The following is a 21,676-nucleotide window of genomic DNA, read 5'->3' on the forward strand; positions in this document are numbered from 1 at the left end:
GCGCGGAGGAGGCCTTGGGTATGGCAGGCGTCCTCCAGAAGGCAGCGGGACGCCTGGAGCGGCAGCCGGGTCTGGCGGCATGGTTCCGACGTTGGGCTCAGCTGGAGCAGGTGGCGATCACCCTGTACACCTACGAGTGCCGCATGGTTCCGGGCCTCCTGCAAACGGAGGCATACGCACACCAGTTGTTCATCGACGAGTTGCCCCCGCTGGGCGACGAGCAGGTCGAGGCTCAGTGGACCGCACGAGCGGAGCGGCAGAGGCTACTGCAGGAGCGTCCGAACACCGCGTTCAGCTTCATCGTCGAAGAGCACGTGTTCTTACGGCGCACAGGCGGGGCTCAGGTCACGCGCGACCTCATCGACCATGTGCTGAGGGTCGCGCAGTTGCGCAACGTCGAGATCCAGATCATGCCGTTGAGGCAGGAGTCCCATGCCGGGCTGCACGGTCCTCTCCAACTGTTGGAAACCCCAGAGAACCACTGGTTCTCGTACCTCGAAGGACAGCAGAGCGGCCAGCTGATCAGTGACCGGAAAGTAGTCAGCGTGCTGCAAAGGAGGTATGCCAGGATGCGAGCACAGGCTCTCTCCCTCTCAGACTCCGTGAGCCTGTTGCAGCGCCTGCGAGGAGACCTATGAGCACCAGTGAACTGACGTGGTTCAAGTCGAGCTACAGCAGCAGCGGCTCCGGCGACTGCCTGGAAGTCGCCGCCTGCCCCGACACCATCCACATCCGGGACTCCAAGAACCGGCAAGGCCCCGAACTCCGCGTCTCCCCCACCGCCTGGTCCGCCTTCCTCACGCACGCCGGCGAGTAACCCTCACCTCCGCCCCCCGAACTCCCACGCGTGCACCTCGACCTCGGCGTACGCGTCCCGGGTCAGTACGGCACCCGCCGCCTCCGCGTCAGCGGCCCGCACCAGTGCCGCCGTACCCACCCACACGGCACCGTCGTCGGACAGCAGCGGCCCGTACGCGATCAGGTCGTCGCGCACGGCCGCCGGGACGTCGAGATCCACCCCCGGCCCCGCGCCGAAGCCGAGCACGAGGTAGCGGTTTCCGCCCGACCGGCCGCCGGGGAACTCCCACATGGTCCGCCCGAGCACGTTCCGCCACCGCCGCAGAAGGACGTCCCGGTACACCCCGGCCCGCTGGTTGGGCTCGTCGAAGGCGAACGCCCGGGCCGCGGCGGGATCCGGGAGGTCGACGATGTGGACGCTGCCCGTGGGGGTCTCCCCGTCCGCGGCGAAGGTGGGGCCCCGCGCGATCAGCTCCGCCTCGTAGCCGTCCATGTAGGCCCAGTGCGCCTCGCCCAGCTCCTGGCGCAGCGGCAGGGAACCGGGCCGGTCACGGTGGTAGCAGAAGAACTCCATGCCTCATCCAACCGCGAACCTCCCGGATCGCGCGCGTCGCGATGAGTTCCGCCTCGCCCGGCGGTCGTAAGGTCGGATCCGTCGACCAGGAGGACTTTGATGCGCAGCGTGACCTACTCGATGAACGTCTCGCTCGACGGCTACATCGTCGGGCCCGACGGCGATTTCAACTGGTCGGAGCCCCTCCCGGACGTCTTCCGCTACTGGATCGACGACATCCGGCAGGTCGGCGTCCACGTGATGGGGCGGCGGCTGTACGAGACGATGCTGTACTGGGAGACCGCCGAGCAGGAGACCACCCCGGACGAGGCGGAGCTGGAATGGATCGGGCTGTGGAACCCGCTTCCCAAGGTGGTCTTCTCCACCACCCTGTCCGAGGTGCGCGGCGCCGCCCGCCTGGCCTCCGGCAGCCTCGCGGAGGAGATCGAGCGGCTGCGGGCCGAGCCGGGCGAGGGCGAGATCGCGATCGGCGGTGCGACGCTCGCCGCGCAGGCGGCCGACCTGGGGCTGATCGACGAGTACCGGGCCATGGTCTACCCCGTCCTCGTCGGCGGCGGCATTCCCTTCTTCCCCCGTAGCGAGCGCCGGGTGGATCTCGAACTCGTGGAGACCCGCACGTTCAGCTCGCACGTCGTCCTGCTGCGCCACCGCGTGAAGCGCTAGACGGCCGGCCTCGCCGGGGGCCGGCTCCTGCTCCGGCCCCCGGCCTCCTACCGGCCCGGGCACTCCTTCCACGCCATGTGGTACACCGTGCTGATGTCCCCGTCCGTCGAGTCCATCGTCATGAAACTGACCTTGTCCGCCGCCTGCGTACCGGCGTTGACCCGGATCTCCGTGTTGATGTTGAAGTTGCGCTGGACGCCGCAGGGCGCGTAGACGAGCTGGGCCCAGTCCGTCTCGTCGGTGGCCTGCCAGTTGTCGTTGTACGGGCCGCTGAAGGGGTGGCTCCGGTGCGCCGTGCTCGGGGAGCCCTGGAAGTAGTACGAGGCCCGCTGGGTGGCGCTCGCTCCGCGCTGGAGCGAGGCGAAGCCCCGGTAGTCGGCGCTGGCGATGGCGTACGTGAAGCCCTGGGGGACGTGCACGATCAGGCTGAGCTGGCAGTTCTTGCGGAACGCGGTGGGGTCGGAGTTCCCGCCCGCCTGGGCGAGGTAGTCGCTGTAGGTCACCGTGAAGGCCGTGTTGTCCTCGGAGACGGCGACCGCGGCCGTGCCCTGGGGACAGCCGGAGCCGTTCACCGTGGCGACCTTGATGACGATCTTGTCCGGGGGCGGGTCGACGAACCCGGAGGACGGGGATTGTGCGGGAAGTGCGCTGGTGAGCAGCGCGGCGATCGCACCGCTCAGGAGCAGGCCACCGGCCATGGTTCTCCCATCCGTTCGTGGGGGGTGGATCCAGATTGGACATGGGCATGTCAAGACGACAGCGCATGTGCGCCCGGCCTGTGTCCGTGCGATGGAGGAGCTGTGAAGGCCGGGAGCGGTCGCATCGTACGCAGGGCCACGGGGGGCGGCCAGGACGCTCTCCGGCCATTCACAGCACGGGATTTCACATCGGTCGCCCATCGGCCGAGGTGAGGCGGGGGACGTCCCGCACCCGGCCCGGCCCCGTGGCCGCGCCCGTGCCGCCGGGCGCATAGGGTGCGTTACCAGTGCGTCGACCGAGGCCCCGAGGACGCGATGAGGATCACCCACGGACCCGTCCCCCGCCGCCCGCCCAGCCGCGGGCGCGGCCCGTCACGGGTTCTCCCAGGCCGCCGGTTCCGCCGCGAGCCGCTCCACCGGCTCGGGCAGCGCCCCGGCCGCGAGGTCGGCGATCGTCACGCCCTCCAGGATCCGGCGGACATTGGCGCGCAGCGCGATCCACAGCGGCAGCAGCGGCTCGGCGGTGCCGGTGTAGGCGAGGCCGGTCGGGCGCTCGCCCCGCACGGAGACGATCGGGCCGTCGACGGCGCGGATCACGTCCGCGACGGTGATCCGGTCCGCCTCCCGGGCCAGCCGGTAGCCGCCGCCCCCGCCGCGGCGGCTGTCGACGACACCGCCGCGCCGCAGATCGCCGAGGATCCCCTCCAGGAACTTGTGGGGGATGTCCTGCGCGGTGGCGACGGCCTCCGCCTTGACCGGCCCCTCACCCTGCCGGACGGCCAGTTCCACGACCGCTCGTACCGCGTAGTCCGCACGTGCCGAGATCCTCATAGGACCATTGTCGCGGTCACCCTGTAGACATTGAGCACACGCACCACGCATGGCATGGCACAACAGGAGGCGCTCCCTTGGAGCTCAGCAGGCGTACCTTCCACGCTCTCGCCGGCACGGCGGCGCTCGGCTTCGCGCTGACCGGCAGCGGGTCGCCGACCTCCGCCAACCCGGCCCGGACCGCCCCGACGGGCCCGCCGCCGCCCGTGCCGCGCGCGGACGGCCGGCGGCACGAGATCGGCTTCGACCGGTACTCCCTGCTGATCGACGGCCGCCGCCTGGTCCTGTGGCCGGGCGAGATGCACCTCTTCCGGCTGCCGAGCCCGTCGCTGTGGCGGGACGTGCTGGAGAAGATGCGCGCCCACGGCCACAACGCGGTCAGCGTGTGCGTCGCCTGGAACCACCACTCCCCCGCGCCCGGCCGGTACGACTTCACCGGCGTGCGCGACCTGGACCTCTTCCTGCGCACGGCCGCCGAGACGGGGCTGTACGTGATCGTGCGGCCCGGTCCGTACATCGGCGCCGACGTCGACGCCGGCGGCCTCCCCGGCTGGCTGACCGCCACCGACGGCACGGCCCGCACCTCCGACCCGACGTATCTGCGGTACGTCGACGAATGGCTGACCGCCGTCAACGCCGTCGTCGCCAGGCGCCTGTTCACGCGCGGCACGGGCACGGTGCTGCTGTACCGGATCGAGGACGAGTACGACGCGCGCGTCGGCGAGCCGGCCGGGCGCGCCTACCGGTCGTACCTGTACGAAAAGGTCCGCGCCGACGGCATCGACGTGCCGCTCCTCCCCGGCGGCATGGGCAGGAACGGGCGCTGGGCGTCAGGGTCGTTCGGCACCGGGGTCCCGTCCGACCCGTGGGGCGGCTCCTCGTTCGGCGGCAAGGGCTACGCCGAGGCGCGCCGGATCCGGGACGCCGCGTACGAGCGGCGCCTCCACCTGACCGGCCTCGCGGGCGGCGGCAGCACGCTGCACCACGTCTCCATGACGTACGGCGGCACCTCCTGGGGCTGGCTCCCCGCGCCCACGGTCTACACGTCGTACGACTGCGGGGCCGCGATCGACGAGGCCCGCAACGCCACCCCGAAGCTCGCCCCGTCGCACCAGATCGGGCAGTTGCTGCGGCACGTGCCCGACCTGGCCAAGCTCGACCCGGCGAAGCGGGTGCGCGCCACCGACGAGCGGATCGGGGTCCACCACCTGACCAACCCCGACACGGGCGCCCACGTCTACGTCCTGCGCAACGACACCGGCGAGGCCGTGTCCACGACACTGCCGGACGCCGGGATCGACGTGCCGGTCACCGTGGGGGCCCGGGACGCCAAGCTGATCGCGGCCGGGCTGCGACTCGGGCGGCGGACGCTGGTGCACTCCACCGTGCAGCCCATGCTGAGCCTGACCGCCGGGCGGCAGGACATCGCCGTGTTCACCGGGCGGCGCGGTGAGATGGCGCAGGTCGTGCTGGAGTGCGCGGACGAACCGACACCGATGCGGCTGGACGCCGAGCCGGCCTGGGCGTACAACCTCGGCAAGCTGAACATCACCGCCCCGCTCGGCGCGGGCGGGCTGAGCCGGGTGCGGGTCGAGGGCGACGGCGTGGACACACCGATGCTGGTGCTGTTCGCCGACGACGCCACCGCCCTGCGCCTGTGGCCCTGGGAGACGCCGTCCGGTCCGCTCCTCGTCTACGGCCCGGCCCTGCTGCGCTCGGCCGAGCTGCGCGGCTCCACCGTCCACCTCACCGGCGACACCATCGGCGCCACCGGCCTGGAGGTGTGGGGGCCGCGCGGGATCACCCACGTGACGTGGAACGGGCGCCCGGTGCCCACGCGGATCAGCGCCTCCGGCAGCCTGCTCGCGCTGCGGCCGCTGCCCGGGGTGACCCGGCCCGCGCTGCCCGCCCTGGACGGCTGGCGGCGGCGCGCCGAGAACCCGGAGGCGGAGCCGGACTTCGACGACTCGGAGTGGACGACGGCCGACCGCACGACCACCTTCAGCACCACGCCCGTGCCCGAGGGGCAGCCCGTCCTCTTCGCCGACGACTACGGCTTCCACTACGGCGACGTCTGGTACCGGGGCACGTGGACGGGCGCGAGCGGCGTCGAGTCGGTGTCGCTCGCCTACAGCACCGGCACGCAGGGCCTGCTGATGGCCTGGCTGGACGGCGAACCGCTGGGCACCCACCGCATGCCCGTGCCGGACCGGAGCCGGGCCCGGCAGGGGACGTGGACGGCGAAGGCCGCCTTCGGCCTGCCGGAGGAGCTGCGCGAGCGGCTGCGGGAGGAGGAGCCCGAGGCGCGCCACGTGCTGTCCGTGCTCGTGCGGCCGATGCAGCACGACATGGACGGCCGGGCGCGCGACACGCACAAGGCCGCGCGCGGGCTGACCGCCGTCACCTTCGAGGGCGCCGGACCGGAGGTGACCTGGCGCATCCAGGGCGCCACCGTGCCCGACCCGGTGCGCGGGCCGATGAACAACGGCGGGCTGTACGGCGAGCGCGAGGGCTGGCACCTGCCGGAGCACGACGACCGGGACTGGAAGGAGACGCGGCTGCCCCGCGCCGAGCGGCGGCAGGGCGTCACCTGGTACCGCACCGGCTTCCGGCTGGACGTCGACCCGGGCGTGGACGCCTCGGTCGGCCTCGTCCTCGACGACGACCCGGGCCGGGCCTACCGCGTGCAGATCTTCCTCAACGGCTGGAACCTCGGCCAGTACATCAACGACGTGGGCCCGCAGCACATGTTCGTGCTGCCGAACGGGATCCTGCGCACACGGGGTGCCAACACACTGGCGCTGGCCGTGCTGTCCGACGGGACCACACCCTCCGGGCCGGGGACCGTGCGGCTGACGCTGCTCGGTGCCGCGGCCGGAGGGGTGCCCGTCAAGCCGGTGTGACCGGGCGCCGTCAGGCCAGCCGGATCACGTTCCAGGACAGCGGCTCCAGGGTGGTGGTCAGGGTGCCGTCCCGCAGGGCCGTGCCGTCGACGGTGTGCGGGGTGACCCGCTCGGGGTCGTCGAGGGTGTTGCGGGCGTCGGGGTCGGCGTCCGCGAGGGCGCTGTGCTCGACGACCGACGACAGGTCCAGCCCGTTCAGCGCGACCTCCAGGGGAAGCGCCTCGGTCCTGCTGCGGTTGACGGCGAAGACGGTGACCGCGCCGTCCTCGCCGCGCACGGCGGTGGCGTGCAGCAGGTCGGTCTCGCCGTACTTGCGCGTCTCGTACGTCGGCGAGTCCACGCGCACGTCGAGGACTTGGCCGCGGCCGTACCGCGCGGCCTGGGCGAACGGGAAGAACGTCGTCTGCCGCCAGGCCGGGCCGCCCGGCTCGGTCATGATCGGCGCGATGACGTTGACCAGCTGGGCGAGGCAGGCGACGGTGACCCGGTCGGCGTGCCGGAGCAGGGCGATGAGGAGCGAGCCGAAGACGACGGCGTCGGTGACGCTGTAGTTGTCCTCCAGCAGGCGCGGCGCCTCCGGCCAGTCGTGCTGCTCGAAGGTCTTGGCGCGGGCCTCCCACTCGGGCAGGTACCAGACGTTCCACTCGTCGAAGGAGAGGTTGATCCTCTTCTTCGACTTGAGCTTCGCGCCCACGTGGTCGGCGGTCGCGACGACGTTGTCGATGAACGACTCCATGTCGACGGCGGAGGCGAGGAAGGAGTCGAGGTCGCCGTCCTCGGGCCAGTAGTAGGCGTGCAGGGAGATGTAGTCGACGAGGTCGTACGTCTCCTCCAGGACCGTCGCCTCCCACGCGGCGAAGGTCGGCATGGACTGGCTGGAGGAGCCGCAGGCGACGAGTTCGACGCCGGGGTCCTGCTGGCGCATGGCCCGGGCCGTCTCGGCGGCGAGGCGGCCGTACTCCTCGGCCGTCTTGTGGCCGGTCTGCCAGGGGCCGTCCATCTCGTTGCCCAGGCACCACAGCCGGATGCCGAACGGGTCCTTGTCGCCGTGGGCCACGCGCAGGTCGGACAGGGCGGTGCCGCCGGTGTGGTTGGCGTACTCCTGGAGTTCCAGGGCCTCGGCGACGCCGCGGGTGCCGAGGTTGACGGCCATCATGGGCTCGGCCTGCGGGCCGATCTTGCGCAGGAAGTCGATGTACTCGGACAGGCCGAAGCGGTTGGTCTCGGTCGAGTGCCAGGCCAGGTCGAGGCGGCGGGGGCGGGATGCGGCGGGGCCGACCGAGTCCTCCCACTTGTAGCCGGAGACGAAGTTGCCGCCGGGGTAGCGGACGGCTGTCACGCCGAGTTCGCGGACGAGGGCGAGGACGTCCTGGCGCAGGCCCTTGTCGTCGGCGGTGGGGTGGTCCGGTTCGAAGACGCCGGTGTAGACGCAGCGGCCGAGGTGCTCGACGAAGCTGCCGAAGAGCCGGGGGTTCACTTCGCCGACGGTGAAGGCGGGGTCGAGGGTGAAGCGGGCCTTGTGCATGTTCGCCTTTCGGGGTGGGTGGTTCTGTCTCGGTGGCGGCCGCGGGCCTGTGGGGGTCGTTCGCGCAGTTCCCCGCGCCCCGGAGGGGCGTTACTGCCCGGCCAGGCCGGTGTGGGCCACGCCCGCCACGATCTGGCGCTGGAAGAACACGAAGACGATGATCAGGGGCAGGCCCGCCATCAGGCCCCCGGCCATCAGCTGGGCCCACTGGATGCCGTAGGAGTTCATGACGGTCGCGATGCCGTTCGGCATGGTCATCAGGTCGGGGTTGTTGGTCACCATGTACGGCCAGAGGAAGTTGTTCCACGAGGCGATGAAGGTGAAGATGCCGACCGCGGCCAGGGAGGGGCGGGAGAGCGGCAGGACGATGGTGAAGAAGACCCGCCAGCGGCCCGCGCCGTCGATGAAGGCGGCCTCCTCCAGTTCGCGCGGGAGGCCCTGGAAGAACTTGTACAGGATGTAGACCATCGCGGCGGGCGCGCACTGCGGCAGGATCATGCCCCAGTAGGTGTCGACCATCCCCATCTGCTGGACGGTCGTGAACAGCGGGACGCCGAGCACCGCGGGCGAGATCATCAGGCCCGCCATGACCAGGCCCAGCAGCAGGTTCCTGCCGCGGAACTCGGTGCGGGCGAAGCCGTATCCGGCCAGGGCGCCGACCAGCAGCACCACCGCGGTCACACAGACCGAGACGACCACGGAGTTCACGAACCAGTTGGTGAGGGTGCCGGCCTCGAACAGGGCCTGCCAGGCCTGGCCCGTGACGTCCTCGGGCAGCCAGTGCGGGGGCACCTCGACGGCCTCGGTCTCCGACTTGAGGGAGGTGAACAGGGCCCAGGCGAAGGGGGCCAGGAAGACGATCGAGACGGCCGCCGCGAGGAGGGTCAGGACGATCTGGGCGGGGCTCCACGCCTTGCTGGTCATCGGGCGCTCTCCTCACGGTTGCGCAGCAGCCACATCCGGGCGAGGGCGACGGCCGCGATGATCACGAAGAAGATGACGGAGATCGCGGAGGCGTAGCCCACGCGGTAGCTGGTGAAGCCCTCTTCGAGGGTGAACTGGACGAAGGTCCGGGTCGATTCCTCGGGGCCGGGGCCGAAGTCCTGCATCACCACGGCCTGGTCGAAGACCTGGAGCGAGGCGAGGATCTGCAGGGCGACGACGAGGCCGGTGATGTTGCGCAGCATCGGCAGGGTGATGTGGACCGTGCGGTGCCAGGCGTTGGCGCCGTCGAGCCTGGCCGCCTCGTAGAGGTGGCCGGGGATGCCCTGGAGGGCGGCGAGGTAGAGCAGGAAGCTGAAGCCGACGGTCCACCACAGGGTCATGATCACGATGGCGAGCATCGCGTAGGACTTGTCGGTCAGCCAGGGGGTCTCCAGGCCGAGGACGTGGTTGACCATGCCGGTGCCGGGGTTGAACAGCCACTGCCACAGGTTGCCCGCGACGGTGGACGGCAGCAGGAACGGGGCGAAGAAGCACAGCCGCCACAGCCACTTCCCGCGTTCGATGTGGTGGGCGAGCATCGCGAGGAGGAAGGCCAGGACGGTGATGCAGGGCACGACCAGGGCGGTGAAGTAGGCGCTGTGGCCGAGGGAGTCCCACATCAGGGGGTCCCGCAGGGCCTCGCGGTAGTTGTCCAGGCCGACGAAGCTCGCGCCCTCGCCCGTGATGTTGGCGTCGGTGAAGCTGAGGTAGACGCCCTTGAGGAGCGGCCAGATCACGAACAGGGCGAACAGGGCCAGGAAGGGGGCGACGAACCAGCCGCCGTGCTGGAAGCCCTGGTTGCGGCGGAGGGTGGCGCCCGCGGCGGCGGTGCGCGCGCGGGCGGGTACGGCGAGGGTCTGGGCGCTGGTGGCCATCACGCGGCCGCACCTCCTTCGGCGGCGGTCCTGCCGTCCATGGGGTTCTTCGTGGCGAGCAGTCCGGTGAGGGCGCTCCTCATGCGGCCGGCGGCGGTCTCCGGTCCGGCGGAGCCGGTCGTGGCGGAGACGACGATCGGGCCGACGCGCTGGGCGAGGATGCCGGTGGAGCCGGCGAACCACACCTTGGGCTCGTTGGCCTGGTGGTCCATGGCGGAGACGTACTCGCTCTGCGGGTCCAGCTTCCGGTAGGCGGCCGTGGACAGGGTGGGCGTGTAGGCGGGGATGTGGCCGCCGGCCGCCCACTGCCGGGCGTGGCGGACGACGTAGGCGGCGAGCCGGTGGGCCGCCTCGTCGGTGGCGCCGCCGCGGCCGGACTGGTGCGGCAGGACGAAGGCGTGCGACTCGGCGTGGGTGGCGGGCCTGCCGAAGACGGGCGGCAGGGGGGTGGCCCCGTAGTCGAGCTTCGCCCCGGAGAAGACGGGCACCGACCAGTTGCCCTCCCAGACGAAGGGCGAGCCGTTGAGGAACTGCTCGGCGCCCGCGCCGCCCCCGAAGCCCGGGTCGGCGAATCCGTCGGTGACGTGCCGGCGCAGGAACTCCAGGACCTGGACGGCCTTGCCGGTGTCGAAGGTGACCTCGGTGCGGGCGGCGTCGAACCAGGTGCCGCCGAGCTGGGTGTAGAAGGCGACGAAGAACCACCACTGGAAGTTCTGGTCGTTGTGCCAGAAGCCGATGGTCTGCAGGCCCTTCGCGGTGGCCTTCCTGGCCTCCTTGAGGACGTCGAACCACTCCTCGGGTGAGCCGACCGGCACCATACGGCCGTCGGCGCCGAGCAGTCCGGCCTTCTTCAGCACGTCCTTGCGGTAGAAGCAGAGCTGGACGTGGATGTCGAGGGGCAGGGCGTAGAGCTTGCCGTCGACGACGGCGCGTTTCCACAGCGCCGGATTGAAGTCCTCCTCCCGTACGCCGAACTCGGCCAGCAGCGCGGTGTCCCAGGGGTCCAGGAGGCGGCCGGGTGCGAAGCCGGTGACCCGGCCCAGGTGCATGACGCCGAGGTCGGGGGCGCGGTGGCCCGCGGCGGCCATGGCCAGCTTGGTGTAGAAGGGGTTGCCCCACTGGAGGGTGGAGTCCTTCACCGCGATGCCGGGGTGGTCCGCGCGGAAGGCGTCCAGCATCGCGATCATGTTGGCGCCGTCGCCGCCGCTGAACAGGTTCCAGTAGCGCACGCGGGTGCTCGCGTCGGAGGCGAGTGCGTCGGCTCCGGTGCCGAGGGCGGCGAACCCGAAGCTGCTCGCGACGAAGAGTCCGCCGAGCCCGCCGAGAAGTTGCCTGCGGTCCAGGCCAGGTCGTCCCATGCCCTGCCCTTACGATCGATGTCCAGGTCCGTTCGGTATTTCGGATGTCGCTCGTCACTTCGAACGGGACCGTAAGTTCGAAGCGCGGGCGCGTCAATGGTCCGGTCACACATTGAGCAGGACTTTGCGGGCACGAACGGTCGTTCCCCGTTGAACATCGGACCCCGGATCGCATGACGCGCACACTTTCGGGCGCGTAGTCTCGTACGGGCTGCCGAAGCCGCCGGCCGGTGGTGAGAAGGGGGAGCGATGGACATCGCGGGCGCGCGGACGATGGCCGCCCGAGTCACCGCCGCACTCGGGCGCTCGCGCCGCGGCGCGGCCCTGCGCGGCCTGGCCGCCGAACTCACCGCCGCGGTGCGCGCGAGACCCCAGGCACCGGCCGACGTGCGGTCGTTGTGCCGGGCGCTGTGCGAGGAGATGAGCGCGCGGCGCGGCGGGCGACCGGTGGAGCTGCGCTTCGAGTGCTTCCCGGACGAGATCGAAGTGACCGGCCTGTGGGTGGAGTTCCAGGACTTCGACCTGGTCATCGTGGAGGAACGGGCCGAGGCGGTGCAGCAGTTGGTCATCCTCGGGCATGAGCTGTGGCACCTGCACGCGGGGCACGGGCACCACCCGGGCGCGGGTGCGGCGGCGGCCCACGCGTTCGCCGACCGGCCGGGGTGGGAGGACGTCGCGCTGGCGGTGGCCGCCCGCAACGGCTCCCGGGAACACGACGAGGCCGAGGCCGACGCCTTCGGGCACCGGCTGGCGGCGGGCTGCCGCACCCTGCTGCCGGGCGGGCGCGGCCCCGACACCCCCCTCGAACCCGTGCAGCGGTCGCTGTACTACCGGGGGCCGCGAGGAGGTGCGGCACCGTGACGACGGTGGCACTGACCCCGGTCGAGTTCGTCAACCAGTTCTATCCGAACTTCTGGTGGATCCCGGCGGGGGTCCTGGCCGCCGCCCTGGCCATCAAGCTGCCGAGCATCATCCGGCTCTGGCAGGACCCGATGCTGCGCGCGGTCGGCGGGCTGCTGCTGCTCGCCTGCGCGGTGTTCGTCTTCGTCGCGCCGTCGACGATCGCCCGGGTCAACCGGCTCACCGGTGTCGCGAACTTCTCCGGACCCTGGGTCTACTCGCTGCTCACCGCGTTCTGCGCCTTCTGCCTGCTGCTGATCATCTCCTGGCGCAACGGCCTGTCCGACCGCTCCGCCCGCACCCGCCGGGCGATGCGCGGGGTCGTGGCGGTCTACTCGGGTGTGATCGTCGCGATGTGGGTGCTGTTCGCACTCGCGGACGTGCCGGTGGAGCGGCTGCGGGACCTCGACACGTACTACGCGAACACCCCGTACATGCGCGAGGTGATCGTGCTGTACCTGCTCGCGCACACCGTGGCCGCGCTGGTCACCAACGGGCTGATCTGGAACTGGGTCCGCACGGACGGGCTCGACTCGCTGCTGCGCTGGGGGCTGAAGTTCCTCGGCGTCGGCTACGCGGCCCAGTTGCTCTTCGACGCCGCCAAGATCAGTGCCGTGGTGGCCCGTTGGGCCGGGCGGGACGTGGACTGGCTGAGCACCGCCGTCGCCCCGCCGCTGGCCTGCCTGTCCGCCGTGCTCATCGCGGTCGGCTTCATCCTCCCGCACGCCGGGCAGTACCTGCACGGCCGCTGGCACGTCCGGCTCGCCCACCACGAACTGCGGCCGCTGTACCTGCTGATGAAGTCCGTCAACGGCGCGGGGGTCCCGTTCCTGCTGCGCGCGACGCCGGAGCTGCGGCTGGTGCGCCGGGAGACGTTCATCCGCGACGTGCTGCTGCCGCTGGCCCGGCACGTCGACGAGGACCGGCGCGCACGGTTCCACGACGCCGCCCTCGCCCTCGGTCACCCGCCCGACCGGGCGAAGGCACTCGCCGCCACCGCGGCGATCCTCGACGCGGCCGACGCCGGGAACCGGACACGGGAGGACGAGGACACCGGCGCCCGCGACACCACGGACCTGCTGCGCGAGATCGGCGCCGTGTCCCGGGCGCTGCGCCGCACCGAGGACCTCCGGGCGATCCGCGCCCTGGCGCACGACCACGCGGACGGCAGGTCGCTCGCCGGCTGACACCGCCCCGGCCGCCCCCTGTCGCCCCTGCCGTCTTCGGCGGCCCCGCGGACGAGCCGCGCACGGGGGGCCGCGAGGACGGTACGTGAAGGTACGGTGAGAGCCGTCCGGAACGAGGCCCCCATGGCTCGAAACCGGTGCCTGCGCCCGGTGTTGTGCGCTGCACGGCCACCGCCGGACGACGGGGAATGCCCTCGGGGCGAAGGAGCCTTCATGGCTGAGTGCGAGGAGTCGCATGTCGCGTAGAGCTGTCGTCATCGGAGCGGGTCTGGCCGGCATGCTGGCCGCGGCGGCCCTGTCCGCCGTCGCGGACGAGGTGATCGTGCTCGACCGCGACGACCTGCCGGAGGGACCGGAGCACCGCAGGGGCCTGCCGCAGGGACGTCACGCGCACCTCCTCATGGCAGGCGGCCTGGCCCCCATGGAGGAGCTGGTGCCGGGCGTGAGCATGCGCAAGCACCTGCTCGCCGCCGGGGCGCACGAGATACCGCTCGGCTCGGGCATGGTCGCCCTCACGCCCGAGGGCTGGTTCCGGCGCTGGCGTCACCCCGGACCGCGGATGCTGACCTGCACCCGGGCCCTGCTCGACTGGGCGGTGCGGGGGGCCGTGCTGGACAGCACGGGGGTGGTGATCCGCAAGGCGCGGGTGCTGGAACTGACGGGGACGCGGCAGCGGGTGACCGGGGTGCGGCTGTCGACCGCCGCCGGGGACGAGGACCTCGCCGCCGACTTCGTGGTGGACGCGAGCGGCCGGGGTTCGCGGATCGTGACCTGGCTGGCGGGGCTGGGCGTCGGCGACGTGCGCGAGAAGACGGTGGACGCGGGCCTGGTCAACGCCACCCGGCTGTACCGCACGCCCGAGGGGGCGGATCGTTTCCCCTTGACGATGGTGCAGGCCGATCCGTACCAGGGGCGTCCCGGCCGCAGCGGCATGGTGCTGCCGATCGAGGGCGACCGCTGGATGGTCAGCCTGGCCGGCACCCGGGGCGGTGGCGAACCGCCGTCCGACCCCGACGCGTTCCTGCGGTACACCCTGGACCTGCCCGACCCGATCGTGGGCCGGCTGATCTCCGGCGCGGAACCGCTCACCGACGTCCACGTCAGCCGCAGCACCAGCAACCACCGCCGGTACCTGGAGAAGGTGCGCTCCTGGCCCGACCGTCTCGTCGTCCTCGGTGACGCGCTGGCCACGTTCAACCCGGCCTACGGGCAGGGCATGTCGGTGGCCGCGCTGGGCGCGCGTGCGCTCGACCGGGAGCTGCGGCGCTCTGGCCTCGACGCGCCGGGGCTGGCCCGGCGGGTGCAGCGGCGGGCGGCCAGGCCGGTGGAGGCCGCGTGGACGATGGCGGTGAGCCAGGACGTCTGGTACCCCGGGACGCGCGGGGGCTCGCCCGGGGTCGCCGACCGGCTGGTCACGGCCTACACCCGCAGGATGATCCGCACGGCGACCGGCTCGTACACGGCGGCGTCGGCGGTGTGGGACGTGATGAGCATGACGGAGGGCCCGGCGCGGCTGCTGCGGCCCTCGACGGTGCTGGCGACGCTGAGCGGGCCGCCGTTGCCGGCGGCGGTGGGGGCGCCGCTGACGGAGGACGAACGGGAGATCCTGCGGCGGCTGGACCGTACGGACCGCTGAACCGGCAGGGGCCGCCGTCCCGGCCCCTGCCCCGGTGTCCCCCGGTCCGTGTCCCCCGGTCCGTGTGCGCGGTCAGCCGGTGAACGCGGGCTGGGCCAGGCCCTTGCCTGCCCCCGGCACCACGAACAGCGAACCCGCCGGCGCGGGCGGCTCGCTCAGGCCCACCCGCGCGGTGGTGATGTACAGGTCGTCCAGCCCGGCCCCGCCGAACGCGCACGCCGTCACCAGCGGCACCGGCAGCTCGATCACCCGGTCCAGCCGGCCCTGCGGCGTGTACCGCCGTACCGCCCCGCCCTCCCACAGGGCCACCCACACGCATCCGTCGGCGTCCACGGTCAGCCCGTCGGGGAAGCCGGCGCCCTCCTCGATCTCGGCGAGCGTCCGGCGCCCCGAGATCCGGCCGTCGGCGTGGTCGAAGACGTCGATGCGCCGGGTGGGGGTGTCGATGTAGTACATGAGCCGCCCGTCGGGGCTCCAGCCGGTGCCGTTGGAGACCGTGACGTCGTCGAGCACGACCTCCACGGCGCCCTCGCCGGTGACGCGGGACAGCGTGCCGCCGCCCGGCGCCTCGTCGTACCGCATGGTCCCGGCCCACAGCGCGCCGTCGGGCGCGACCGCGGCGTCGTTCGCGCGGCGGCCCGGCACGGGTTCGCGGTGCAGCCAGCGGAAGCCGCCGTCGGGGTCGAGGAGCCCGATCCCGTCGCGCAGGTTCAGCACCAGGCCGCCGCCGGCGCGCGGCTTGACGGCGCCGATGTGCTGTTCCGTGCGGCGGACGGTCCGCCGCCCGGTGACCGGGTCGTAGGTGTGCAGTCGCGAGCCGAGGATGTCGATCCACAGCAGCCGCCCGGCCGCCGCGTCCCAGGTCGGGCCCTCCCCCAGCTCGGCCTCGGCGCGCACGGCGACCTCGTACGGCGCCGTCATGCCACGCTCCGGTGGCCGAGGTGCTCGGACAGCTCGGCGGCGCCCTTCGCGGCGAGCTGCTCCAGCTCGGCCCGGCGCTCCTCGCTCCAGCGGATCATGGGCACGGAGATCGACAGGGCGGCGACGACCTGCCCGGTGCGGTCGCGCACCGGCGCGGCCACACAGCTGACGTCCGGGTTGGACTCGCGGCTCTCCACGGCGAGGCCCCGCTCACGGATCTCGGCCAGGGCCTCGCGCAGAGCGGCCGGGTCGGTGATGCTGTTGGGGGTCATCGCGACCAGCTCGGCGCCGTCGGGGATCCGCGCGGCGAGCTCGTGCTCGGGGAGGGAGGCCAGCAGCATCTTGCCGACGGAGGTGCAGTGCGCGGGCAGCCTGCGGCCGGCCGCCGACACCATCCGCACGGCGTGCGTGGAGTCGACCTTCGCGATGTAGATGACGTCCGTGTCCTCCAGGATCGCCACGTGCACGGTCTCGTCGCAGGTCTCGGCGACGGACCGGGCGACCTGCTGCCCCTCGGCGGCGAGGTCGAGCTGCTCGGCGTAGCGGGCGCCGAGCTGGTACGGGCGCACGCCGAGCCGGTAGCGTCCCGGCTGGCCGGGCACGGGGACGATGTACTTCCGGGCGGCGAGCGTGGTCACCAGCTCGTGCACGGTGGTGCGCGGCAGCTGCAGCTTGCGCACGATGTCGGGGGCGGAGAGCGTTCCGTCCCCGTCGAGGAAGAGCTCGAGAATGTCGAGAGCCCGGGTCACGGCTGGTACGAGTCGTCCCACGACCGGCCCCCTCCCTAATGTGTTCTCAGCGCCCGCGTTCGAGATTTCAACAGGCGATCGGCATGACGAACACAGGCTAGCCATAGAGGTTTGCCCGGGCAATGGGCAGACCGGCAGTGGACGGAAACCGACGAGCACCCCACGAGCACGCTGCGTGCACATTAAAGTGCCGATGTGCGACACGTCACAGGTGTCGCGAGGTGGGGGGATTCTTCTGTGCGTGACATGACCATGGGCTCGAACGTGTCCCTGTCGGCCCTGAGCGAGAACGTGGGCTCCGCGATCGTGAGCCTGGGCTGGTCCAGCCCGACCGGGCAGGGCGACGCCGACGTCTCCGTCCTGCTGCTCGACGAGAACGGCAAGGTCCGCAGCGACGCCGACTTCTACTTCTACAACAACCCGGTGGCCGCCGACGGCAGTGTGCAGCTGCTCGGCAAGGAGCCCACGGACGACGGCAGCGAGGACCGGATCAGCTTCGACCTGACCGCGGTCCCGGCCGGCGTGGAGCGGATCGTCGTGGCGGCGAGCCGCTACGAGGGCGCCCGGTTCGGCGAGCTGGACGACGTGCGCGTGACGCTGGCCGACGCGGTGGGCGAGAGCCTCCTCCGGTTCGTCGTCGAGGACCCCGGCCCGGTGAGCGCGATCATCTTCGGCGAGTTGTACCGGCGGGGCGAGGAGTGGAAGTTCCGGGCCGTCGGACAGGGCTACGAGAGCGGCCTGGCGGGACTGGCGACGGACTTCGGCGTCGACATCGAGGACGACGAGGCGGAGCCCGAGGCGGGGTACGAGGGGGATCCCGAGGGGGATCCCGAGGGGGCGGTCGTAGCGGAACCCGCCGTTCCAGCCGCACCCGCGGCCGACGCTCCGCCGCCGGTGACCCTGGAGGCCGTCCCGGCGCCGCGTCCCCCGGCCGACGAGGAAACCGTCCCGAAGAAGCGGCCGGTCCGGCCCCGGACCGCGAAGAAGAAGGTCACGCCGCCCAGGGCACCCGTGAAGAGCCTGGCGGAGAACGACGCGTGGAAGCAGGCCCGGCTGTTCCCCGTCTCGACGCTCAAGAGCGATCGCGACCGGGAGATGCGTGCCACCTCCGTGCTGTTGTCGGTGATGGCCCAGGTGCCGCGCTTCGGACGGCGCATCACCGCGCCGTTCGGTGCGCCGTCCGGCCGCATGGAGACCTTCACCGAGGTCTCCCTGCCGCACGGGGACACCCCACGGCGCCCCGACGGGGTGATCCGCGTCGAGCGCGCCGGGAAGCTGTGGACCGCGCTCGTCGAGACCAAGACCAACGGCAACCCGCTGAAGTCCGAGCAGGTGCAGGCCTACATGGACATCGCGGCGCGGCGGGGCTACGAGGCCGTGATCACGCTGTCGAACGACGTGGCGCTGGAAGGCAGCCCGCTGGTCGACGTCAAGATCGACCGGCGGCGCAAGCACCAGGTGGCGCTCTGGCACCTGTCCTGGGCGGAAGTGGCCCACCAGGCACAGATGCTGATCCGGCACGACGGTGTCGGCAACGCGGCACGCACCTGGCTCCTGCAGGACCTGCTCCACTACCTCCAGCACGACAACTCCGGTTGTCACGGTTTCCAGAACATGGGCTCGGCCTGGGTGCCGGTGCGCAACGGCATCAGTGACGAGACCCTCTGCCAAGGCGACCCGCGCGCCTTGGAGGTCGTCGAGAGCTGGGAACGCCTCGTCCGCCAGGTGTGCCTGCGGCTCGGCGGCGAACTCGGCCAGAAGGTGCTGCCCGCCCAGCGCACCCGGCGCGGCGCCGACCCGGGGGCCCGCCGCGCCCGCCTGGCGGACCAGTTGTGCCTGGAGGGCAGGCTCCAGGCGGAGCTGCGGGTCGAGGGCGCGCCCGGTCTGCTCGGCATCAGCGCCGACCTGCGGACGGCCAAGCTGCGGACCTCCGTCGAGATCCCGGCTCCCGAACAGGGCTATCCCCTCACCTGGGCCAAGCGTCTGCTTCGGCGCCTCGCCGAGGCCCCGGCGGACCTGCACGTCGAGACGCTGGTCGAGGGCGAGGCGGGTGGGCCCCGGGGCACGCTGGAGCGGCTGCGCCCCGAGCCTGCCGATCTGCTGCCGAGGGACAGCGCGACCCGTATCACCGGCTTCCGGCTGTCCCTGTTCAAGGGCATGGGCAGCGGCCGGGGCAACGCCGAGTCCGGTTTCATCCGCAGTGTCGACGACGCCGTGCACCGCTTCTACACGTCGGTGGTGGTCCACCTGGACGCTCCGGCGCCGGGGCGGGCCGCGGCGAGGGAACGCGCCACGGTGTGACGGGACGGTGGCTCGCCGGCGCACCGGCCCTTCACCGCCGGCCCTGGACCGCCCCCAGTCTTCCCCGCAGCCGCTGTGCCCGTAGCACCAGTTCCAGTTCGAAGCGGCGGTCCGGGTCGTCGATCTCGTCGCCCCACAGTTCGCGGATCTGGCGGAGGCGGTAGCGGACCGTCTGGGGGTGGACGCCCAGGCGGGCGGCGACCTCGGGGGCGCCGCCCCGGGTCTCCAGCCAGGCCAGGAGGGTCTCGGCGAGGCGGCGGCCGTGGGTGGGGCCGCAGTGGGTCAGGGGGGCCAGGCAGCGCAGGGCCAGGTCGTCGATGAGCTCCTCGGGCTGGAGGAGGACCAGGGCCTCGGTGTGCTCGGTGCAGTGCAGGACCTCGCCGGAGGGCAGCAGGTCGCGTTCCATGAGGCGGACCGCCGCCTCCGCCCAGCGCAGCGACTTCGCCGCGTCGGCCAGCGGCACGGGCGGTCCGATCGCGCCCGACCAGCCGGTCAGGGCCCGGTGCAGCAGTTCGTGGCGGCCCGCCGCGTCCGGCTCGGGGACGACCATGCGGGGCTGTTCGTACTCCATGTCGAGCAGGACGCCCTGGCCGACGGCTGGGGCCATCGCCTCGCGGGCCGGGCGCAGCAGGACGCCGACCGCGACCTTCTCGGGCAGCGGCCAGCCGATGCGGGCGGCACGTTCGGTGAAGGCCTCGGTGGGGTCGCCGCGGTGGTGTTCGGCCAGCAGCAGTTCCATCAGGCGGCGTTGCAGCCGCAGTCGTTCGCCGGCCTGACGGGCCGCCGCCTCGGCGTAGCCGCGTACGGACTGGTCGACCAGGCCGTCCAGGTACTCGTAGCCCGCGTCGACGAGTTCGTACATCGCCGGGGGCGGGATCTCCACGCGCTGGCCGATGTCGGCGAAGCGGCGCCAGGCCAGGCGTACGCCCATGCGGTAGATGGCCTGGAGGGAGTCCAGGGAGCGGCCGTTGAGGCCCTCGCCGCGGCCGAAGTCCTGGAAGACGCCGGGCGGGACGGTCGGGCGGCCCTCCGAGTGCTCCAGGTGCTGCACGAACACCTCGATGGCGCGGCGGATGCCGACCAGGGCCATCGGCTCGCCGGAGTCGTCGAGGACGACGGGCAGGTGCGGGTACTCGCGCTGTATCTCGCGGAGGATCTCCTCGGCCAGCTCGGGCGCCTCGGCCATGGCGATCGCGGCGAACCGGCGCACCTGGAAGCGCGGTACGTCGTGCCAGGCCGAGCGGGAGGTGACGGTTCCGGTGCGGGCGGCCGTCATCCGTCAGCTCCCCTGCCCGGCCCGCTCGTACGTGATCAGGGGCGTGTTGGGCTGGTCGGGCGTGGCTTCGAGCAGCGCGACCACGCCCAGCGCGGCCCCCACGGCGAGGGCGGCGGCGAGCGCCACGGTCAGCACGGCAGCGAGCAGTCTGGACATCGCAGGGTCAGCCTCTCTGTCCGGATTCGTCCGGAGATAGTCCGGAGGTTGCCCCACCTCGGCACCCCGTCCCTGCCTGTCGGGCCCAGTCTCGACAAGCATTGACACCCCGTCAAGAGCCGCCTACGGTTCCCGGCCCAGCCGCACGCGCGCATTCCGCCGCCGTGCCGGCCCTCTCGTACGTCGAGCCGTCCCAAGCCACTGGAGTGCCCGGATGCGCCGTACAACCTCTCCTTTTTCCCTGGTCCTGCTGGGTCTCGGCACGTTCCTGCTGGTGCTGGCGCCCCTGCTCGCCTGGTACGTGCAGCCGCGGGCCGCGGTGAACCCGATCGACATCGACACGACCGCCGTCTACGAAGGCCGGGGCAGCGTCTTCGACACTGACCGGATCGAGACGGTGCCCGACCGGAAGATCACGGTCACCCAGCGGGTGCGGGGCGACGTCGCCGACAGTGAGCGCAGCGGCAACGCCGTCTGGGACGTGACGACCACGGTCGACACCGACAAGTCGCTGCCGGCCGCCGATCCGCACGACGCGCTGGACTTCACGCCGCACCGCTGGGTGATGGACCGGAGGACCACCCGCCCGGTGCACTGCTGCGGGGAGAAGCCCCACATCGAGGGCGAGGCCTACCTGAAGTTCCCCTTCGACGTGCAGAAACGGTCCTACCAGTGGTGGGACAACACCCTCGGCGACACGGTCGTCCTGCGCTACCGGGGCACCGAGAAGGTCCAGGGGTACACGGGTTACAGGTTCACCGGCTCCGTCCCGCCGACCCGCACCGGCACGCGGATGGTGCCCGGCACGCTCGTCGACCAGCCGGACCGGCCGCAGGTGCTGGCCGAGGAGTGGTACGCCAACCACGGTTTCGAGCTGGTCGTCGACCAGGCCACGGGCCGGGTGCTGTACGCACAGACCGGGCCGAAGCGGACCCTGCGGGCGCCGGGCGCGAAGAAGGACGCGGCGGTGCTGCTGGACAGCGAGAAGGTCGCCTTCACGACGGCGACGCAGAAGGAGGCGGTGCGGCAGGCGAAGCGGGACAGCGGTCAGCTCCGGCTGGTCGGGACGACCCTGCCGATCGGCGCCGGGATCGCCGGCCTGGTGCTCGCGGCGGTGGGCGGCGTTCTGGTGGCCCGTGGGCGGAAGGAGCCGGAGCAGCCCACTCCGTCCGATGTGCCCGGTACGCCCCGGCCCACCCTCACGATGTGATGTGACGTCAGCTCCGACAAAGCCGGAAATTGTCACGTCGGTGAGTAGCCGTGGCGAACGTCCGGGCGAAAACTGTCCAACCCCACCCGAGCACATCCCGTCCGCACTCCCCTCCCAGGAGGAGCCCAGGC

The 21,676-nt window shown here is 72.1% G+C and carries 20 protein-coding genes; 9 read left to right on the top strand and 11 right to left on the bottom strand.

The window, feature by feature from the left end:
• A partial coding sequence (locus tag ACF07N_RS11580) for a DUF5753 domain-containing protein (RefSeq protein ID WP_392111156.1) occupies positions 1-638 on the top strand: 638 nt, incomplete at its 5' end.
• Positions 635-817 carry a DUF397 domain-containing protein gene (locus tag ACF07N_RS11585; RefSeq protein ID WP_392111159.1) on the top strand — a complete coding sequence of 61 codons (183 nt, stop codon included), beginning with the start codon at positions 635-637 and terminating at the stop codon, positions 815-817. The genes ACF07N_RS11580 and ACF07N_RS11585, both read left to right, overlap by 4 nt.
• A gap of 3 nt (positions 818-820) precedes the next feature.
• Here ACF07N_RS11585 and ACF07N_RS11590 read toward each other — a convergent pair whose 3' ends face one another.
• Positions 821-1,372: a YciI family protein gene (locus tag ACF07N_RS11590; RefSeq protein WP_392111162.1), complete on the bottom strand. Its 552-nt coding sequence runs from the start codon at positions 1,370-1,372 to the stop codon at positions 821-823.
• A 99-nt stretch (positions 1,373-1,471) separates the two neighbouring features.
• Here ACF07N_RS11590 and ACF07N_RS11595 point away from each other — a divergent pair, with 99 nt between their 5' ends.
• Positions 1,472-2,035 (top strand): dihydrofolate reductase family protein, encoded by a 564-nt coding sequence (locus tag ACF07N_RS11595; RefSeq protein WP_392111164.1) that lies wholly within the window; start codon positions 1,472-1,474, stop codon positions 2,033-2,035.
• A 47-nt stretch (positions 2,036-2,082) separates the two neighbouring features.
• Here the strand turns inward: ACF07N_RS11595 and ACF07N_RS11600 are convergent, their stop codons facing one another.
• Both ACF07N_RS11600 and ACF07N_RS11605 read right to left on the bottom strand, forming a co-directional pair.
• Positions 2,083-2,733 (bottom strand): DUF4360 domain-containing protein, encoded by a 651-nt coding sequence (locus ACF07N_RS11600; RefSeq protein WP_309093499.1) that lies wholly within the window; start codon positions 2,731-2,733, stop codon positions 2,083-2,085.
• A gap of 372 nt (positions 2,734-3,105) precedes the next feature.
• Positions 3,106-3,564 (bottom strand): RrF2 family transcriptional regulator, encoded by a 459-nt coding sequence (locus tag ACF07N_RS11605; protein WP_383322954.1) that lies wholly within the window; start codon positions 3,562-3,564, stop codon positions 3,106-3,108.
• A gap of 77 nt (positions 3,565-3,641) precedes the next feature.
• Between ACF07N_RS11605 and ACF07N_RS11610 the strand changes: the two genes are divergently transcribed.
• Positions 3,642-6,467: a beta-galactosidase gene (locus tag ACF07N_RS11610; RefSeq protein ID WP_392111168.1), complete on the top strand. Its 2,826-nt coding sequence runs from the start codon at positions 3,642-3,644 to the stop codon at positions 6,465-6,467.
• 10 nt (positions 6,468-6,477) lie between these two features.
• Here the strand turns inward: ACF07N_RS11610 and ACF07N_RS11615 are convergent, their stop codons facing one another.
• From ACF07N_RS11615 to ACF07N_RS11630, 4 genes are all read right to left on the bottom strand, one after another.
• Complete coding sequence (locus ACF07N_RS11615; protein WP_392111171.1) at positions 6,478-7,992, bottom strand: alpha-N-arabinofuranosidase; 1,515 nt, start codon at positions 7,990-7,992, stop codon at positions 6,478-6,480.
• A 90-nt stretch (positions 7,993-8,082) separates the two neighbouring features.
• The gene (locus ACF07N_RS11620) at positions 8,083-8,916 is read right to left on the bottom strand and encodes a carbohydrate ABC transporter permease (RefSeq protein WP_392111174.1); all 834 of its coding nucleotides are present in this window, start codon (positions 8,914-8,916) and stop codon (positions 8,083-8,085) included.
• Positions 8,913-9,851, bottom strand: coding sequence for a carbohydrate ABC transporter permease (locus tag ACF07N_RS11625; RefSeq protein WP_392112375.1), 939 nt, complete (start codon positions 9,849-9,851; stop codon positions 8,913-8,915). Before ACF07N_RS11625 ends, ACF07N_RS11620 begins: the two co-directional genes overlap by 4 nt.
• Positions 9,851-11,209, bottom strand: a complete 1,359-nt coding sequence (locus ACF07N_RS11630) for an extracellular solute-binding protein (RefSeq protein ID WP_392111177.1) — start codon at positions 11,207-11,209, stop codon at positions 9,851-9,853. Before ACF07N_RS11630 ends, ACF07N_RS11625 begins: the two co-directional genes overlap by 1 nt.
• 249 nt (positions 11,210-11,458) lie before the next feature.
• On the opposite strand from ACF07N_RS11630, the gene ACF07N_RS11635 reads away from it, so the two are divergent.
• The 3 genes from ACF07N_RS11635 (at position 11,459) to ACF07N_RS11645 (ending at position 14,932) form a co-directional block, all read left to right on the top strand.
• Positions 11,459-12,070, top strand: a complete 612-nt coding sequence (locus ACF07N_RS11635) for a toxin-antitoxin system, toxin component family protein (protein ID WP_392111180.1) — start codon at positions 11,459-11,461, stop codon at positions 12,068-12,070.
• Entirely contained in the window at positions 12,067-13,296 is a 1,230-nt protein-coding gene (locus ACF07N_RS11640; RefSeq protein ID WP_392111183.1) for a DUF6545 domain-containing protein, read from the top strand. Before ACF07N_RS11635 ends, ACF07N_RS11640 begins: the two co-directional genes overlap by 4 nt.
• Before the next feature lie 235 nt (positions 13,297-13,531).
• On the top strand, positions 13,532-14,932 hold the full coding sequence (locus ACF07N_RS11645; protein WP_383340287.1) for an NAD(P)/FAD-dependent oxidoreductase: 1,401 nt from the start codon (positions 13,532-13,534) through the stop codon (positions 14,930-14,932).
• A 72-nt stretch (positions 14,933-15,004) separates the two neighbouring features.
• Here ACF07N_RS11645 and ACF07N_RS11650 read toward each other — a convergent pair whose 3' ends face one another.
• Complete coding sequence (locus tag ACF07N_RS11650) at positions 15,005-15,853, bottom strand: SMP-30/gluconolactonase/LRE family protein (RefSeq protein WP_392111186.1); 849 nt, start codon at positions 15,851-15,853, stop codon at positions 15,005-15,007.
• Positions 15,850-16,623 carry an IclR family transcriptional regulator gene (locus tag ACF07N_RS11655; RefSeq protein ID WP_383322927.1) on the bottom strand — a complete coding sequence of 258 codons (774 nt, stop codon included), beginning with the start codon at positions 16,621-16,623 and terminating at the stop codon, positions 15,850-15,852. The genes ACF07N_RS11650 and ACF07N_RS11655 overlap by 4 nt, the downstream gene beginning before the upstream one ends.
• Positions 16,624-16,848: 225 nt before the next feature.
• Between ACF07N_RS11655 and ACF07N_RS11660 the strand changes: the two genes are divergently transcribed.
• Entirely contained in the window at positions 16,849-18,903 is a 2,055-nt protein-coding gene (locus ACF07N_RS11660) for a TerD family protein (protein WP_392112378.1), read from the top strand.
• A gap of 31 nt (positions 18,904-18,934) precedes the next feature.
• On the opposite strand, the gene ACF07N_RS11665 is transcribed toward ACF07N_RS11660, so the two are convergent.
• Both ACF07N_RS11665 and ACF07N_RS11670 read right to left on the bottom strand, forming a co-directional pair.
• On the bottom strand, positions 18,935-20,179 hold the full coding sequence (locus ACF07N_RS11665; protein WP_383322924.1) for a helix-turn-helix domain-containing protein: 1,245 nt from the start codon (positions 20,177-20,179) through the stop codon (positions 18,935-18,937).
• 3 nt (positions 20,180-20,182) lie between these two features.
• Positions 20,183-20,335 carry a hypothetical protein gene (locus ACF07N_RS11670; RefSeq protein WP_383322921.1) on the bottom strand — a complete coding sequence of 51 codons (153 nt, stop codon included), beginning with the start codon at positions 20,333-20,335 and terminating at the stop codon, positions 20,183-20,185.
• A gap of 214 nt (positions 20,336-20,549) precedes the next feature.
• On the opposite strand from ACF07N_RS11670, the gene ACF07N_RS11675 reads away from it, so the two are divergent.
• Positions 20,550-21,545, top strand: coding sequence for a DUF3068 domain-containing protein (locus tag ACF07N_RS11675; RefSeq protein ID WP_383340281.1), 996 nt, complete (start codon positions 20,550-20,552; stop codon positions 21,543-21,545).
• Positions 21,546-21,676 lie beyond the last annotated feature (131 nt).

Origin of the sequence: Streptomyces sp. NPDC015242 (assembly GCF_043079125.1) — a bacterium.
Classification (GTDB): Bacteria; Actinomycetota; Actinomycetes; order Streptomycetales; family Streptomycetaceae; genus Streptomyces.